At 40.3% G+C, this 16,852-nt stretch carries 7 protein-coding genes and 1 tRNA gene; all 8 read left to right on the top strand.

Going from position 1 to position 16,852, the window contains the following annotated elements:
• Positions 1-12: 12 nt before the first annotated feature.
• The 8 genes from egtB (at position 13) to LVD16_RS25195 (ending at position 16,824) form a co-directional block, all read left to right on the top strand.
• The gene (egtB, locus tag LVD16_RS25230) at positions 13-1,266 is read left to right on the top strand and encodes an ergothioneine biosynthesis protein EgtB (RefSeq protein ID WP_233771073.1); all 1,254 of its coding nucleotides are present in this window, start codon (positions 13-15) and stop codon (positions 1,264-1,266) included.
• 10 nt (positions 1,267-1,276) lie between these two features.
• Positions 1,277-2,212 (top strand): L-histidine N(alpha)-methyltransferase, encoded by a 936-nt coding sequence (gene egtD, locus LVD16_RS25225; protein WP_233771072.1) that lies wholly within the window; start codon positions 1,277-1,279, stop codon positions 2,210-2,212.
• 74 nt (positions 2,213-2,286) lie between these two features.
• Positions 2,287-2,371, top strand: a tRNA-Leu gene (locus LVD16_RS25220).
• A gap of 223 nt (positions 2,372-2,594) precedes the next feature.
• A complete protein-coding gene (locus LVD16_RS25215) occupies positions 2,595-3,602 on the top strand; it encodes a LacI family DNA-binding transcriptional regulator (RefSeq protein WP_233771071.1) in 1,008 nt (335 codons plus the stop codon).
• Positions 3,603-3,797: 195 nt separating this feature from the next.
• Complete coding sequence (locus LVD16_RS25210) at positions 3,798-9,611, top strand: T9SS type B sorting domain-containing protein (protein WP_233771070.1); 5,814 nt, start codon at positions 3,798-3,800, stop codon at positions 9,609-9,611.
• Positions 9,612-9,854: 243 nt separating this feature from the next.
• The gene (locus LVD16_RS25205) at positions 9,855-12,887 is read left to right on the top strand and encodes a T9SS type B sorting domain-containing protein (RefSeq protein ID WP_233771069.1); all 3,033 of its coding nucleotides are present in this window, start codon (positions 9,855-9,857) and stop codon (positions 12,885-12,887) included.
• Positions 12,884-13,918, top strand: a complete 1,035-nt coding sequence (locus LVD16_RS25200; RefSeq protein ID WP_233771068.1) for a PorP/SprF family type IX secretion system membrane protein — start codon at positions 12,884-12,886, stop codon at positions 13,916-13,918. Before LVD16_RS25205 ends, LVD16_RS25200 begins: the two co-directional genes overlap by 4 nt.
• Complete coding sequence (locus LVD16_RS25195; protein ID WP_233771067.1) at positions 13,918-16,824, top strand: SpaA isopeptide-forming pilin-related protein; 2,907 nt, start codon at positions 13,918-13,920, stop codon at positions 16,822-16,824. Before LVD16_RS25200 ends, LVD16_RS25195 begins: the two co-directional genes overlap by 1 nt.
• Positions 16,825-16,852 lie beyond the last annotated feature (28 nt).

Below are 16,852 nucleotides of genomic sequence, written 5' to 3'. Positions count from 1 at the left end.
ACTTTCCCCGCTATGGTACTGGAAGAAGTGCAACCTAAAGAGAAATTTTGGAGAGTAAGGCAGACCACCGAACAAATTTGTTCACCTCTCACTGCCGAAGACTTTGTAGTGCAGCCCGTGGTAGATGTAAGCCCACCGAAGTGGCATCTGGGGCATACCACATGGTTTTTTGAAACCTTCATTCTCATTCCTCACAAAAAAGGATATGTTCCTTTTGATGATAAGTTTAATTACATCTTTAACAGCTATTATGAAAGCGTGGGGGAGAGGCTAATCAGAACTAACCGGGGTAATCTTACCCGCCCAGGAGTGAAAGAAGTGCTTACTTACAGGCAATATGTAGATGAGCATATGGATAGCTTCCTGGAAGCTGGTGTGTCGCCAGAAGTAGAGAGCTTGTTGGAATTAGGCTTGCAGCATGAACAGCAGCATCAAGAGTTGCTATTTTATGATATTAAATACATTCTCGGTACCAATCCTTTATTTCCTGAATATCTGCCAGGTTCTAAATCTGTAAGAAATAGTGGTAGTCCTGACTTTGGGATGATCAATGTGGAGGAAGGAATATATCAGATCGGCCATCAGGACAAGGGTTTTAGCTTTGATAATGAGTCTGGCGTTCATAAAGTGTTTCTTCATGACTACAGTATTATGGATAGGCTGGTGACCAATGGCGATTATCTGGAGTTTATTCAGGATGGTGGCTATCAGAACTTTAGGTTCTGGCTTTCCGAAGGATGGGATTGGGTGAATAATGAGAAAATAAAAGCGCCGTTTCACTGGCACAACAAAGATGGTAAGTGGTATTACTATTCACTAAAAGGCGGCCTTCAGGAATTAGATCTGTCGCAACCCGTAACCCATGTTAGCTTTTTCGAAGCAGATGCTTTTGCTAAATGGAAGGGAATGAGACTGCCTACTGAGTTTGAATGGGAGGTGGCATGTAGGCAGCAAGATCATGATCTTGAGAAATGTAATTTCATGGAGAATGATCATTATAATCCTATAGCGAAGACCGCAACTAACACTCAATTTTATGGAGATGTATGGGAATGGACGGGCAGTGCTTACTTACCATATCCTTATTATCAGGCGCCAGAAGGTGCAGTGGGAGAATACAATGGAAAATTTATGATCAACCAAATGGTGCTCAGGGGTGGATCCTGTGCTACATCTGTGAGTCATATCAGGTCTACATACAGAAACTTTTTTCATCCTAACCTTAGGTGGATGTTTTCCGGTTTCAGATTAGCCAATTTTTTATAAGAAAAAAAACATGAATAAACAATTTGCGCATGATGTTCTGGAAGGCCTGAATTCAATGCCTAAGAAACTATCTTCACAATATTTCTACGATGAAAAAGGAGATAAGTTATTTCAAAAGATAATGAATCTGGATGAGTACTATCTCACCAGAAGCGAATACGAAATTATTGATAGCAATAAGGAAAGGATGCTAAAGCTCTTTAGTGGTAGTGAAGGTCCTTTCAATCTGATAGAGTTTGGGGCTGGCGATGGTTACAAGACAAAAGTGTTGCTTAATCACTTTTTGGACAAAAAGGCCAAATTTAATTATGTGCCAATAGATATTTCCAGACATGTATTAGACGAACTTTCAGATTCACTGAAAGAAGAGCTTCCCAATCTTAGTGTGAAGCCTATGGAGGGAGAGTACTTTGAAGTACTTAAGAAATTGAAAAAAAGTGAGGCCAGGAATGTGGTGTTGTTTCTTGGGTCTAATATAGGTAACTTCAGTCATGATCAGGCCTCAGTATTTCTTGAAGGACTATATAAGTGTCTAAAAAAGAACGATTTAGTAATGATAGGCTTTGATTTGAAAAAAGACCCTGATGCAATATTGAGCGCCTATAATGATAAAGAGGGGGTAACTCGTGATTTTAACCTTAATCTCTTACATAGAATAAATGAAGAGCTGGGAGGTAATTTTCAAGTGGGTAATTTCAGACATTGCCCTACTTATGACCCGCTTACAGGCACTACCAGTAGTTACCTGGTGAGTACTACACATCAGCGAGTAGAGATTATGGATCAGGCAGTAGAGTTTGATCAGTGGGAGGCTATTCATATGGAGGTTTCTCAGAAATATGATTTAAATGATATAGAGAGGCTGGCTTACGAAGCTGGGTTTACCATTCAGAGCAATTTTTACGATAGTAAAAAATACTTTGTGAATTCTGTTTGGAAAAAATAGTAATAAGGAAATTATTGATATTAAAATAAACCTTATTACTTTTGTGGCCCTTTTGAAAGCTACCTAAGTCGAATGCGCACGTGGCGGAATTGGTAGACGCGCCAGGTTGAGGGCCTGGTGGCCATTGCGGCCGTGGAGGTTCGATTCCTCTCGTGCGCACTTTTATCATAACTATGATAAAGTGAGACAAAAATCAACGCTACTATTAATAATAATAAATGATAGTTGTAGTTTATATATGGAATAATTGAAGGTATTTAAAGATTCCTATCATTAAACTACCAGTGATGATTTTTTTACTTTAAATCTAATTTTCTAAGCACTGATTTTTACTTTAAAGTCTAAACTTATAAATTGGATTGATTTTTTAATTATAACTTACATGGGCGTAACACTTAAAGATATTGCTTTTACATTGGGCTTGTCACCCTCCACAGTATCACGGGCATTGAATGATCATCCGGATATTAATGAGCAGACACGTAAGTCAGTAAAGCAACTGGCGAAAAAAATGAACTATCAGGTCAATAAAATGGCCAGTGGTTTAAGAACCAGAAAGACTTACGCCATTGGGGTTATTGTTCCAAAAATAGCCAGTCACTTCTTCTCATCGGTACTTAGTGGTATTCAAAAGGTTGCAGGTAGTAATGACTATCAGGTATACATCTGCCAAACTAATGAGTCTACTAAACAGGAGATTAAATATACATCTTCATTACTGGCAGGTAGTGTAGATGGTATCTTGGTTTCTTTAGCAAAAGGTAGTAAGAACTTGAAGCACATTAAGCATGTGATAGATAGTAACATGCCTTTAGTAATGTTCGATAGAACAAGTGATCAATTCAAAGTACCTAAAATTGAGGCTGAAGATTTTAAAGGTGCGTACCGTGCGGTAAGTCACCTAATAGAAATCGGTTGTAAGAAAATAGCTCACTTGGCGGGCCCTGATAATTTAGGAGCCAGTCATAACAGGCTATTGGGTTACAAGCAAGCCTTGATTGATCATAAAATTCCCGTAGATGAGAAATTGATCTTCCCTTGCGATTTTGATCCTGAAAAAGGACGTGAGGCAGTTAGATCTCTAATATCAGGTCCTATTGATCTTGACGGTATCTTCTCTGTAAATGATGAAATAGGTGTAGAGGCTATTTTAGCACTACAAGCTATGAATATCAAAGTGCCAGAGCAGGTAGCAGTGGTAGGATTTGGTGATTTCCCTATATGTGAAATTGTGATGCCACACCTAAGCTCTGTGATGCATAACCCTTATAGAATTGGCTATGAAGCGGCCGAGTGTCTGTTTGATCAAATTAACTCTTCTCAGAAGGGTAAAAACTTCAGGCATATCATTCCTTCTCAGCTAGTTATAAGAGAATCTTCTCAGAGATAAGGATTAATTCTCTCATTTTAAGCCTAACCTATTTATTACTTAGCTAGGAATTAGATGTAAGTTTTAAACTTATTTTTGATTCTTTGGTTACATATACCTTACAGGACGGTATTAGAATAGTAATATCTATCTTAAAACCATTAACATATTTGTTTGGTTATAGATATATTAACAAATTCAACTTAAGTAGGCTCTATGGCTTTAAGACTCAGGTCTGTTCTTTTGTTCTTACTGATTTTCAGTGTATATAAGGCTAATGGTCAGAATTGTTCCATAAGCTTTACTGGAAATGGTGTGTTCAACTATAGCTCCTATTGTGGAAACAATGTAGATAATTTAAACCTCGGGCAGCCTGTTCCCATGGGTAGCGGTGACACCCTCATCTTTGACTCTCCCTCTGTAATATATATAGGTAATAATCTTAATTTAGATGCTTACGGTGATGCCGTAATTATTATCCCTGAAGGGGTAACTGTTATTGTAGATGATAATTTTAATCTCGATCCTGCCTTTGGGCAATGTGATAATGGTGATCCCTGTGATTTTAACTTTGTAGTAGAAGGTACGCTCCGGGTTGATAATAATTTAAATAATAAACTTAATCTCCTGATATGGTCCGGGCATGGTACTGTAGAGGTAGATGACAATATGGTGAATGACCGCTGTATGACTTGTGGTGATTCATGCCCCGCCTTCCCTGCAGGAGACCGCTGTAATGATAATGGTAACTGTGGAGGATTCTGCGATGGCCAGTATGGAAATGATTCACCTATCGGTTGCCCAACTGTAAATGCTGGTTCTGATATTAATACATGCAGCACTTCTCCATTTGCTTTAAGCGGCTCCGTGACAGGTGATTACACTTCTGTTCAGTGGACAAGCAGCGGCTCAGGATCATTTAATGATGATACTAGCTTAAATGCCATTTACACTCCTAGTGCCGCCGATATTTCAAGCGGACTGGTTAATATCACACTTACGGCTTATAGTGATAGCTGCGTTCCAAAGTCTGATCAGCTACAAATTCAAGGGAATCAATTTATCGTAGATGCAGGTTCTGATCAATCTGTTTGTGAGAATACACAGGTAAACTTATCTGGTAGTTTTGGAGGAGGAGTTTCCACTATAGTATGGTCTTCTAGCGGAGATGGAGTTTTCAGTAATGTCAATGACCCTAATGCCAATTACACTTATGGACTGGCAGATATTTCAAGTGGTAATGTAACCCTAACTATGACTGCACCCGCTGATGGCTTTTGCCCGGAAGTGAGTGATGATGTGTTCATTGATGTTAGAGATGCTCCCATGGCAGATGGCGGTGGCGATAGATATGTATGTGAATCTAGTTATACATTTTTATATCCAATACTTGGAGGCTCATGGTCTAAGGTAAGCGGCCCCGGTAATATTGTTGGTCTATTTGTAACTAGTTTAAGTAGCTCTGTTCCTACTGTATTAAGATGGACTGTGACGGAAGGTGGCTGTACTGATTCTGACCTTATAACCATTTACCGATATGCCGAACCAAGCAATGCTAATGCGGGCACCGATCAATCAGTCTGTAGTAATTCGATAGTTCTTAATGCTAACACTCCTTCAGTTGGAACAGGAAGTTGGAGTATAATTAGTGGCACTGGAGGATCATTTTCAGATCCTGCAGACCCCACCGCTACTTTCAATGGAAATTATGATGTCAATTATCAATTGAGATGGACTATAAGCAATGGCTCTTGTGATGTTGAAACTGACAATGTAAATATTTACTTTATCCCACCTCCGTCAGCGGCCAATGCTGGTGGCGATCAGTCGCTTTGTTCTAACGCAACTACACTAGCTGCCAATGCACCAACCTCTGGCACAGGAAGTTGGAGTATAATCAATGGAGCAGGAGGCAATATTTTAAATGCGTCTAATCCAGGCTCCGGTTTTACAGGAACACCGGGCACCACCTATACATTACGTTGGACCATAACCAATGGCTGTAGCAACAATACTGATGATATGACCATAGAGTTTGTAGCTCCACCAACAATAGCAAACGCAGGGGGTGACCAAGAAATTTGCCCATCTTCAGTAAGCTTATCAGCGAATGCGCCAACAGTTGGCACAGGAAGTTGGAGCATCATCAGCGGTTCAGGTGGTGGTTTTGCTAATGCCACTGATCCAAATACAAACTTTACCGGCACAGCAGGAAATACGTATACTTTAAGGTGGTCTATTGAAAATGGCATTTGTACTGTGAGTACCGATGATGTTGTGATCTCGATTAAATCAGAGCCAACCATCGCTTCGGCCGGAGGCGATCAGGTTCTATGCGCTACCTCAGCTAATCTTTCTGGAAATGTAGCAACTTCAGGTACTGGTAGTTGGAGTATACTTAGCGGCACAGGTGGTAGCTTTAGCAATAACACACTTTCCACCTCTGCATTTACAGGAACTGCAGGCACTACCTACAATCTACGCTGGACCATTACCAATGGCTGTACTAGCACTACTGATGACGTTACCATAGAATTTGTAGCTCCACCAACCGTATCCAACGCAGGGGGAGATCAAGAAATTTGTCCTTCTTCAGTGAGCTTATCAGCGAATACACCAACAGTTGGCACAGGAAGTTGGAGCATTATTAGTGGATCTGGTGGTAGTTTTGCCAATGCCTCTGATCCAAATACAAACTTTACTGGCACAGCAGGAAATACTTATACCTTAAGATGGTCTATTGAAAATGGCATTTGTGCTGTAAGTACTGATGATGTTGTGATCTCAATTAAACCAGAGCCAACTATCGCTTCAGCTGGGGGCGATCAAGTTCTATGTGCTACCTCAGCTAATCTTTCTGGAAATGTAGCTACTGCAGGCACTGGTAGTTGGAGTATTCTAAGTGGAGCTGGTGGTAGTTTTAGCAATAACACATTTTCCACTTCTGCATTTACGGGAACGCCAGGTACTACATACAACCTTCGCTGGACTATCTCCAACGGCTGTACAAACACTACTGATGATGTTACCATAGAATTCGTAGCTCCACCAACGATAGCCAACGCAGGCGGAGATCAAGAGATTTGTCCATCCTCAGTAAGCTTATCAGCGAATACACCGACGGTAGGCACAGGAAGTTGGAGTATCATTAGTGGCTCAGGTGGTAGTTTTGCCAATGCCTCTGATCCAAATACAAACTTTACCGGCACAGCAGGAAATACGTATACTTTAAGATGGTCTATTGAAAACGGCATTTGTACTGTAAGTACCGATGATGTTGTGATCGCGATTAAATCAGAGCCAACCATCGCTTCAGCCGGAGGTGATCAAGTTCTCTGTGCTACCTCAGCTAATCTTTCTGGAAATGTAGCAACTGCAGGTACTGGTAGTTGGAGTATTCTGAGCGGTACAGGTGGTAGCTTTAGCAATAACACACTTTCCACATCTACATTTACGGGAACGCCAGGCACTACCTACAACCTCCGCTGGACTATCACTAACGGTTGTACAAATACCTTTGATGACGTTACCATAGAATTCGTAGCTCCACCAACCGTATCAAACGCAGGAGGCGATCAAGAAATTTGTCCATCTTCAGTGAGCTTATCAGCGAATACGCCAACAGTTGGCACAGGAAGTTGGAGCATCATTAGTGGTTCAGGTGGTAGTTTTGCCAATGCCTCTGATCCAAATACAAACTTTACCGGCACAGCAGGAAATACTTATACTTTAAGATGGTCTATTGAAAATGGTATTTGTGCCGTAAGTACTGATGATGTCGTTATCTCTATTAAACCACAACCAACCATTGCTTCAGCCGGAGGCGATCAGGTTCTGTGTGCTACCTCAGCTAATCTTTCTGGAAATGTAGCAACTGCTGGCACAGGAAGTTGGAGTATTCTGAGCGGAGCAGGTGGTAGCTTTGCTAATTCAGGATCATCTACATCTAGCTTTACAGGTACTGCTGGTACTACCTACAATCTACGCTGGACCATTACCAACGGCTGTACTAACACTACTGATGATGTTACCATAGAATTCGTAGCTCCACCAACCGTATCAAACGCAGGAGGCGATCAAGAAATTTGTCCATCCTCAGTAAGCTTGTCAGCGAATACGCCAACAGTTGGCACAGGAAGTTGGAGTATCATTAGTGGCTCTGGCGGAAGTTTTGCTAATGCAACTGATCCAAACACAAACTTTACCGGCACTGCAGGAAATACTTATACCTTAAGATGGTCTATTGAAAATGGCATTTGTTCCGTGAGTACTGATGACGTTGTAATAGATGTCAAGCCCGAATTAGGGACAGCATCTGCAGGTACTGATCAATCATTATGTTCTAATACAGTTTCTTTATCTGCAAATGCACCAAGTGTGGGCTCAGGGACCTGGAGTGTAATCAGTGGTAGTGGGGGTAACTTTTCAAATGCGTCTAATCCTAATGCTACTTTTACAGGTACTCCCGGAAATAGCTACTTGTTGCGCTGGACTATATCTAATGGCTGTTCAGATGTAAATGATGACGTTAATATTAATCTAATGGCTGCACCAACCCCAGCCAACGCTGGTTCGGATGAAGATATCTGTCCATCATCAGTGAATTTATCAGCTAATACTCCTGCGGTAGGAACAGGTACTTGGAGCATAATCAGTGGTTCTGGAGGTAATATTTCAGATATTTTTAATCCGAATGCAATGTTTACAGGTGAGGCAGGTGCTTCATATGTGCTACGTTGGTCTATTGAAAATGGCAGTTGTTCAGTAAGTACTGATGATGTTTCCATTCAAATAAAAGATAACCCTACTCAAGCCTTAGCTGGACAGGATCAGACTATCTGTACAAACAGTCTTAATCTCAGTGCCAATACGCCGAGTGAGGGGCTTGGATCATGGGCGATAATTAGTGGATCCGGTGGTAGTTTTTCTAATGCCTCTAGTCCAACTACAGTGTTCAATGGAAATCTGGGGGTAGAATACATTTTAGAGTGGAAGATTGATAATGGCTGTTCACAAAGTTCGGATCAAGTTCAGGTGAAAATGGTGAATCCAGTGTCTCAAGCTGATGCTGGTGATGATATCCTTTTATGCGGAGGCACTAATAGTATTAATCTAAATGCTGTAATTCCTTCAGTCGGCCAGGGAAAATGGACTGTGGTTTCAGGTGCAGGTAATGTGGCTAATAATCTAGATGCCAAATCGAGCATTTCATCCTTACCGACAGGTCAGACCGTTTTATCTTGGGAGGTTTCTAACGGATGTTCTAACAGTAGTGATGAGGTAGTTATTCAGGTAGATTCTGAAGTAGGGGTGGAAGAACGGTTGTTTTCCGTGTGTGAGGGCGATGAAGTGACCATGACGGCCTTTGGAGGAAAGGATTATCAGTGGTTCAAGAGCGGAACACTATTGGGCTCAGGACAAGAGAGTTTAAAAGTTACTCCTGAAAGTGATGTGAATTATTTGGTTAAGGTTACTGGTGAGTATTGTCCGGTGGAAGAATTCACAATTAGTATTGATTTAAAAGCAAAACCTGAGCTTCAGGTTTCAGACGATACAACCATTCTATATGGAAATGAAGCTCAGTTGTGGGTAAACGGAGCTGATAGTTACATCTGGTCTCCTGCTGAAAGTTTGGATAATCCAACCTCGGCTTCGCCAATAGCAAGTCCATCAGCCTCAACTATATATAAAGTGATAGGTACAAATACACTGGGCTGCTCTTCGGAGGCTCAGGTTAATATAATTGTGGATGAAAGTTTTGAGGTATTTATACCTGAAATGTTCAGCCCTAATAATGATACTAATAATGATATACTTTATGTGAATGTTATTGGTATCACTGAAATAGAATTTAGAGTGTATGATAAAACTGGCAAAGAAGTTTTTCGTTCCAATAATGTTGAAAATGGTTGGGATGGTACATACCTAGGAAAGAATCAGGCTGCTGACACTTATGTGTATTTTTTATCGGCAGTTACTTTAAACGGAGATGTAATCACCAAGAAAGGTGCTGTGAGGTTGGTTTATTAATTGTTTTATCTTCAATAAGTTATAATTAAGAGTTTAGTTTTACTTCCCTTAAGAGTTGTTATTTCTAATTAATTATAATTAAATTACGTCCATGTAAGGTGTGTCTACTATGATGTCGGTTAATATTATACTTGTTTTGGTGGCTTTATTTTAATTAAGCTTGTATTGATTCAATTAAAAATTAATGGAACAGGTTTTAATATGTATTCACTATAACCCCAAACTCCTAATTTTTTTACCTGGATGAGGTGGTTATTAGCAATAACATTTTTATTTTTTTCTTCTCTGTCATCGTTCTCCCAAAGTTGTAATGTTGATTTTGGTGGTAATGGCACGTTCCTATACTCTTCATTTTGTGGAGCAAGTAGTGGCACTGTAAACCTTGGAAATACCGTGCCCCTAGATGATGGTGATACCCTAATCTTTGATGCGCCATCAGTAATTAATATCAATGTTTTAAATATAAATAGCGCTGGTAATGGAGTGATTATCATTTCACCCGGAGTTACTGTTCATATTATTACTAACGTTAATATGCAATCCTCTGGTGATTGTGCATCCCCTAATAGTTGTGATCTGAAATTCGTTGTTTTAGGCGCTTTAAATATTGATAATAACTTCATCAATAATGTGTCGGGAGTTGTGTGGAGTGGAACTGGAGTAGTTCAGGTAGTGGGAAATCTAAACGATCAAGGCTGCATGACATGCGGAAATTCATGCCCTTCCTTCCCTTCTGGAAATAATTGTAACAATAACAGTACCTGCGGAGAAGATTTTTGTTCAACAAGGTATGGTTCTATCACGCCAATAAAGTCTGCTTATGCTGGTGAAGATCAGGATCTTTGTGGTGAATTAACTACTAGGCTCAATGCCAGCAGTCTGGATGGCCCTGGAGTCTGGAGCACTCTTAGTTCAGCTATTATTAATGATATTACCAACCCAAACTCTACAGTTTCTAATCTGGTGGAAGGCAATGATTATGTCTTTACCTGGAACGTGGGCGGTGAAACGGATGATGTTACAATAAGAACACTTGAGAAGCCTGATCTGCCAGTTATCACTTCACCACTTACTTCTGTTTGTGTAGGTACCGTGGTTACACTTACTTCACCAGATGCACCTAATGGTGGGGAATATTTATGGTATAAAGACGGGCTTTTAAAAGCTGATGTCGTAGATAAAGAGATCATATTGGTAGATGTTTTTGAACGTGGCGATTATCAGGTAGAACTGGTTGATGGAGTCAATGGTTGCGTTAGTGATAGAAGTTCGGCTATAACTGTCAATATTTTTGATAAACCTACCCAGCCAGTGGTAAATATCACAGCGGCGGTTAGTTGTCAGGATAACGCAATACAGCTATCTACGCCTCCTTTAGCTGGAGGTGATTATATATGGAGAAGAAATGGTGTCAATATTTCCGGCAATAGTGAGATGATCTCAAAAGATCAACCTGCGGAAAGTGGTGATTATACGGTAGTAGTAGTGAATGCCTCTGGTTGTTCCAGTGATGTGAGTGATGTTAAAAATATTGAAATACAACCTAAGCCTTCTTTAGCTGTAGTGGAGGATGATAAATTTGTGTGTGATGATGTATTCATCTCAATAGAAGCACAAGAGCCTACTGTAGGTACAGGACTATGGAGTATCGTTTCTGGTTCAGGAAGCATTGAAGATGCATCTGAATATTCCACTAACGTTAACAATCTGACCTTTAATAATGAAACTGTACTTAAATGGACTGTTTCTAATGGAGTTTGTACTCCAAATGAAGCCACACTAACTGTAAAAGCTTATCAGAGTCCTTCACCAGCGGTTGCAGGTTTAGACTTGGAGTTATGTAACTTAACGGAAACTGATCTCAACGCCCAAGATCCAGCAGTAGGGGGTGGGCAGTGGACCATTATTACAGGCACTGCAAGCGTGCTAGAAGAAACTAGGCATTCTTCAAAAATAGAAAACCTGGTTCCTGGTCAGAATGTATCCCTAGAGTGGACGGTTTCTAACGAATGTGGAACCAGTACTGATGATTTACTGATAAGAAATGAAGAACCTGCAGATCAGGCTGTGGCGGGAGATGATATAAGTCTCTGTGAGCAGAGTTCTGTGCAGTTAACAGCATCAGGCAATGGAGGAAGATGGGAAATCAGTGGTACAGCAGATTTAGAAGATGCCGCCGATGGGCAATCGATGTTAAATAATTTACCTTATGGTACAACCACGGCCACGTGGGTGATTGAGAAAGAAATTTGCCCTTCTAGTGAAGATGATCTTCAGATTTCGAGATTTAAGATGCCAGAGGCTACACTCATTTCAGATGAGGAAATGCTTTTCTGTGATGGGGAAAGAAGTACAGAATTGGTTGCAGTTGATCCTGCTTTTGGAGATGGTAGCTGGTCAGTAATATCAGGCTCGGGTACGGTTGATAATGCAAGTGCCTCCACCACAGATATTAAAGGTCTCAGCCTTGGTAAAAATAATATTACCTGGACAGTTACAAACGGGGAGTGTCAGTCTTCTAAACAATTGGCCATAACAGTGCGTGAAGCACCTCATCTTGAGAATAGTAGCGTTACCATTTGTGAAGGGGAAAGTGCTCAGGTCTCTGTAGTGGGAGGGGAAAGTTACACATGGTCTCCCAATGAAAATTTAGAAGGCTCAAATTTAGCTGCGCCTGTTATTTCGCCCTCAGAAAGCATGACTTATCAGGTAACGGTAGAAAATGGAATTTGTGGTGAAAGTATTTTGCCTTTAGAGGTTACAGTACTGCCCAGACCTGAATTAATTGTTTCGGGTGATACTACCATTACGGCTGGTGGCTCTTTACAACTATTTGTTTCCGGGGCGGATCAATTTATTTGGTCTCCTGGCACAAGCCTGAACGCATCAGACGTACCCAATCCGGTAGCATCACCACAGGAAAGCACGGTGTATGTAGTGCGAGGGATTAATGAATTTGGTTGTGAAGCTGAAGAACAAATTACGATAACTGTAAATGAACAGATTGAAGTATTTGTTCCTGAGCTATTTACGCCAAATGGTGATCATATGAATGATGAACTCCTGGTGAATGCCTTAGGGCTTGAAAGCTTAGAGTTTAAAGTTTATAACAGAAGAGGGAAAGAGATTTTTAGCACCAGCGATGCGACAGTAGGTTGGGATGGAACCTACAAAGGAAAAGAGTTGATCAGTGATGTATATATTTATTATGTGCAGGGAGAAACCCAGGCAGGTAATAGAATATCTAAGAAAGGAGTAGTGAGGTTAGTAAGATGAGAAAGTTAAAAAGATATGGACTTGTATTAATGTTACTGTTGATTTTTCAGCTAGAATCTTCAGCACAGGATCCCTTTTTCTCTCAGTTTTATAATGCTCCTTTGGTTTTAAACCCAGCCTTAACCGGTATTTCTTTTGGTAAGGTACGTACTACCTTTAATTATAAAAGCTACTTAAATGATTTCGATCAGATGCAGACATACAGTTTTGCAGCTGATATGTCTTTACTAGAGGCTGACCGTAACCCGGATTTTGCAGGCATAGGAATAGTTGTAGTGCAGGATGATGCCGGAGGCGTACTTACAGATACTAAAATCATGGCTTCTTATGCATACCATAATGCCATTGGTAGAAGAGGCAAGAATTACATCGCCATGGGTATGCAAGCTGGCATAGATCGTATTAGTCTTGATTATTCTCGTCTTTCAACTCAGAATCAGTGGGTGCCTTTTCAGGGATATGATGAGCAGTTGGGTAATGGTGAAGATTTTCAGCGAGATGCTCATACTGCTCTGGATTTTCAGGCAGGTCTTTTATGGTACACTTTCCTTAGAAATAATAGTGTCTTGTTTTTCGGCGTGTCAGCGTTTCACCTATCAGCACCAAACAGGAGTTTGTTAGGAGAGGAGGGGCCGCTATCAAGAAAATATTTGGTTCATGGAGGAGGTAAGTTTCCAATGACAGATAAATTGAACTTTGTGCCTACCATGGTATTTTTCTATCAGGATAACATAAGCGTTTTTAATCCAGGTGTTTCTCTGGAATATCAGGTAGTGAAAGCCAGAAGATTTACTAAGCAGAAAGATACGTCAGTTTCCATGGGAGCATGGGTTAGAAATACTGATGCTTGTATTTTCGGGCTTAGCTTAGAATATGGTGAATTTAATGCAGGCCTTAGCTATGACCTTATTCTTTCCTCATTGAGTAAAGTCTCTAGAAACGGTGGTTTTGAAGTGAGCATGTCTTATAATTTTAATAAGAAGTTCAGAACCAGAACAAAATTAATTTCGAACCCAAGTCCCAGGTTATAATGGTATTTAGACTATTACAAATTTTTTTCCTGCTTGCGGTAGGGGGAGCACCTCTTATTGCTCAGAATATTAAGCCCTTCAGAGAATTGGATACGTCTCCAGATGAACAGAAAATGATGGAGATAGCTGATTATTACATCACTAACGATGATTACTATTCTGCTATTGGTCCATTGCAAGAGGTAGTGAATGGCGGAGGCGCAGAGGCGGCCAAATACAAAATATACTTGGCAGATGCTTACTTTAATATTCAATGTTATTCCAGTGCGTTAGACGTTTACGAAAATATCGAAAGCACGGCAGCACCTAAAAACGATCTGTTTTATTATCATGTGGGACTTATCTATCAGGGTGAGGAAGACTATAGAAAAGCCATTTCTTCCTTGGAAACATTTTTAGCCGGCAACGGAGCTGCTGCTAATCCTAAGTTGGCCGCGGAGGCAAGGTTTGTTATCAATCAGTGTAAGAAAGTAAATACAATCATTAGTCAATCTTCAGGTGCTCAGGTGAGAAAAATGGAATTTAACGGTTCATCTCACGGAGAGTCAGCGGTGTCTTGTAATGGTGAAACTATCTTTGCCTCCATTCATGCTATTAAAGTGTCAGAAAAGCAAACAGTTGCACAGGATGTGATTGTTGAAATAGACAGCATTCGAGTAAGTAGACTTTTTAGTTCGGTAAATGGTAAAAGAAAGATAATCCCCTTAAACATTGACCTTAAATCTAATATCGGAAGTCCTGCGCTTTCTGAAGATTGTAACCGATTATATTATACTGTTTGTCAGAGTGTTAATGGAGAAGATCAGTGCGCTATTTACATGAGCGCGAGGCAGGGTGATGCCTGGGGAAGTCCTATTAAGCTGAATAGTAATGTTAATTACCCGGGGTATTCGTCAAAGAATGCCACCTTGGTTCAAATGCCGGGTGATAAGAGTATTATGTTCTTTAGTTCCAACAGACCGGGAGGAAAAGGGGATTTTGATTTATGGATGTCAGAATCTGATGGAAACGGAGCCTTTGAAGCGCCAAAAAACTTAGGAGGTTTAAATACCAGCAAGGACGAGGTAACACCTTTCTTTGATGCCAAATCAGGATATCTATTTTTTAGTAGTAAGGGGCATGCAGGGCTTGGTGGTCTGGATGTTTATATGGCGAAGATAAAGTGGAGTCAGGGTTTTGGTACAGTTTACAATCTGGGTAAACCAATCAATTCAGGGTTAGATGATTTTTACTTCTCACTTCAGGAAAACGATCATGGTTATCTCACATCAAACCGCTCTGGTTGTGCTGACGATATTTATACTACCAACTTTACCATACCATTTGAATACAGCAGACTTCCTACCTATGTTACTGAGGTAGATCAATTTAAAGTGGCAGATACCCATCTTAAATTGATGGATAATGCCTTTAACTACTCAAAGCTTGATATGAAGGGCAGTGAAATTTCGTTGCTTTATGAGGAGGATAGTAAGATATCTGGAAGTATTCTGGGGGCTGGTAATGATTTGGCTAATCATAAGGTTTTACTTGTTGATGAAAACGGCGAGGTGATAGATGTAGCGGTCACTGATCGTAATGGTAATTTTGACTTCAGAAAACTACCTAAAGATGGTAGCTATGCCGTGATTCTGGCAGAGGAAGATGCTTCTATCAATTTGAATATTACCATAGAAGATGCCAGAGGTAAAGTGGTAGGTAAGTATGCTACTACAGATAAAAAGAATGTATTTAACTACAGAAAGCTGGATGATTATGACTCTGACTATTTCGTGCTGGAAGAGGATGATGCTTCCATTTCAGGTGGCCTTATGGATGGAAATAGTCCTGTGGCTAATCATCAGGTAATGCTGGTAGACGAAGATGGGGAAATCATAGATGTAGCTACGACTGACGCCGACGGTAAGTTTACATTTAAAAAGTTGCCCAATGGAGGTAAATATTCCATCATGTTAGATGAAAGTGATGCAGGCATGAATGTGTCTTTTGCTATTATAGATGAGAATGGAAATCAGGTAGATCAAATTCAAAACACTGCTGAGAAAGAGGCCTTTAAATACCGACGCTTAGCAGAATACTCAGGTTCATCATTTAGATTGGCTCAAAAGGACGCCAGTATGCAAGGATCGTTATTCACTGACAAAGGGAAATTAAAAGAAGGTGGTCATGAAGTGCTTTTGGTTGATGAAAGCGGTATCGTGGTAGCCACCACTACTACAGATAAAAACGGTGATTTTGTTTTCAGATCATTGCCTCAGGGAAATTTCAGTTTTGTGTTGGCCAGTAGCGATGAAGATTTAAAAGTGGATATTCTTGTTTTAGATCTTGAGGGGCAGATGACCAAACATATCTCTAGCGATAGCCGTAAGTCCTTATTCAGTTATCGAGACATGGAAGAAGAGAATCAGGAGGTGATGGTGAGCGATGCTTTTATTTGTGGCACGTTTAATGTTAAAGATAGTATTCCAGGAGGAGAATACATGGTAATACTAGTAAGCAACTTTGGTAAAGCGATAGATACCGTACTTGTTGACACATTCGGTGAGTTCAGGTTCAAAGGTGTTAATTTCAACCCTGAGCAGTTATTGGTGATCAATGATTGTATGGGGCAGTATGAATTAGCCGTGGAGGTGGTTGATAAAAGTCAGGCTACTGTATACCAATTCGATTCTAAGTCTCAGCCTAAAAGCATAGTATTTAAAAATTATGATTTTGAACCGGTTTCTAGTGTAGAGCAAAATGAGGTTGCTCAGGTAGTGGAAACAGATTCGGTATCGGTGGCGGAGTTAGATGAAAATAAAAATTTAGAAAATGACAACAATAATAATAACTGGTTGTTGTTTACCTTTGTCGCTGTACTCTTCCTTGGTGGAGGCATTTATTTATACAAACGAAGGCAGAGTTAAGTAATCTATTTTTTGAACTTTAGTAATA

The organism is Fulvivirga ligni (assembly GCF_021389935.1).
GTDB classification, from domain to species: Bacteria; Bacteroidota; Bacteroidia; order Cytophagales; family Cyclobacteriaceae; genus Fulvivirga; species Fulvivirga ligni.
This window is presented reverse-complemented; position numbering and strand designations above follow the sequence as displayed.

Excerpts from the sequence above, each read along its gene's own strand:
- LVD16_RS25195 (WP_233771067.1), top strand. The coding sequence starts at position 13,918 with ATGGTATTTAGACTATTACAAATTTTTTTCCTGCTTGCGGTAGGGGGA.
- LVD16_RS25215 (WP_233771071.1), top strand. The coding sequence starts at position 2,595 with ATGGGCGTAACACTTAAAGATATTGCTTTTACATTGGGCTTGTCACCC.
- LVD16_RS25205 (WP_233771069.1), top strand. The coding sequence starts at position 9,855 with ATGAGGTGGTTATTAGCAATAACATTTTTATTTTTTTCTTCTCTGTCA.
- LVD16_RS25200 (WP_233771068.1), top strand. The coding sequence starts at position 12,884 with ATGAGAAAGTTAAAAAGATATGGACTTGTATTAATGTTACTGTTGATT.
- egtB (WP_233771073.1), top strand. The coding sequence starts at position 13 with ATGGTACTGGAAGAAGTGCAACCTAAAGAGAAATTTTGGAGAGTAAGG.
- LVD16_RS25210 (WP_233771070.1), top strand. The coding sequence starts at position 3,798 with ATGGCTTTAAGACTCAGGTCTGTTCTTTTGTTCTTACTGATTTTCAGT.
- egtD (WP_233771072.1), top strand. The coding sequence starts at position 1,277 with ATGAATAAACAATTTGCGCATGATGTTCTGGAAGGCCTGAATTCAATG.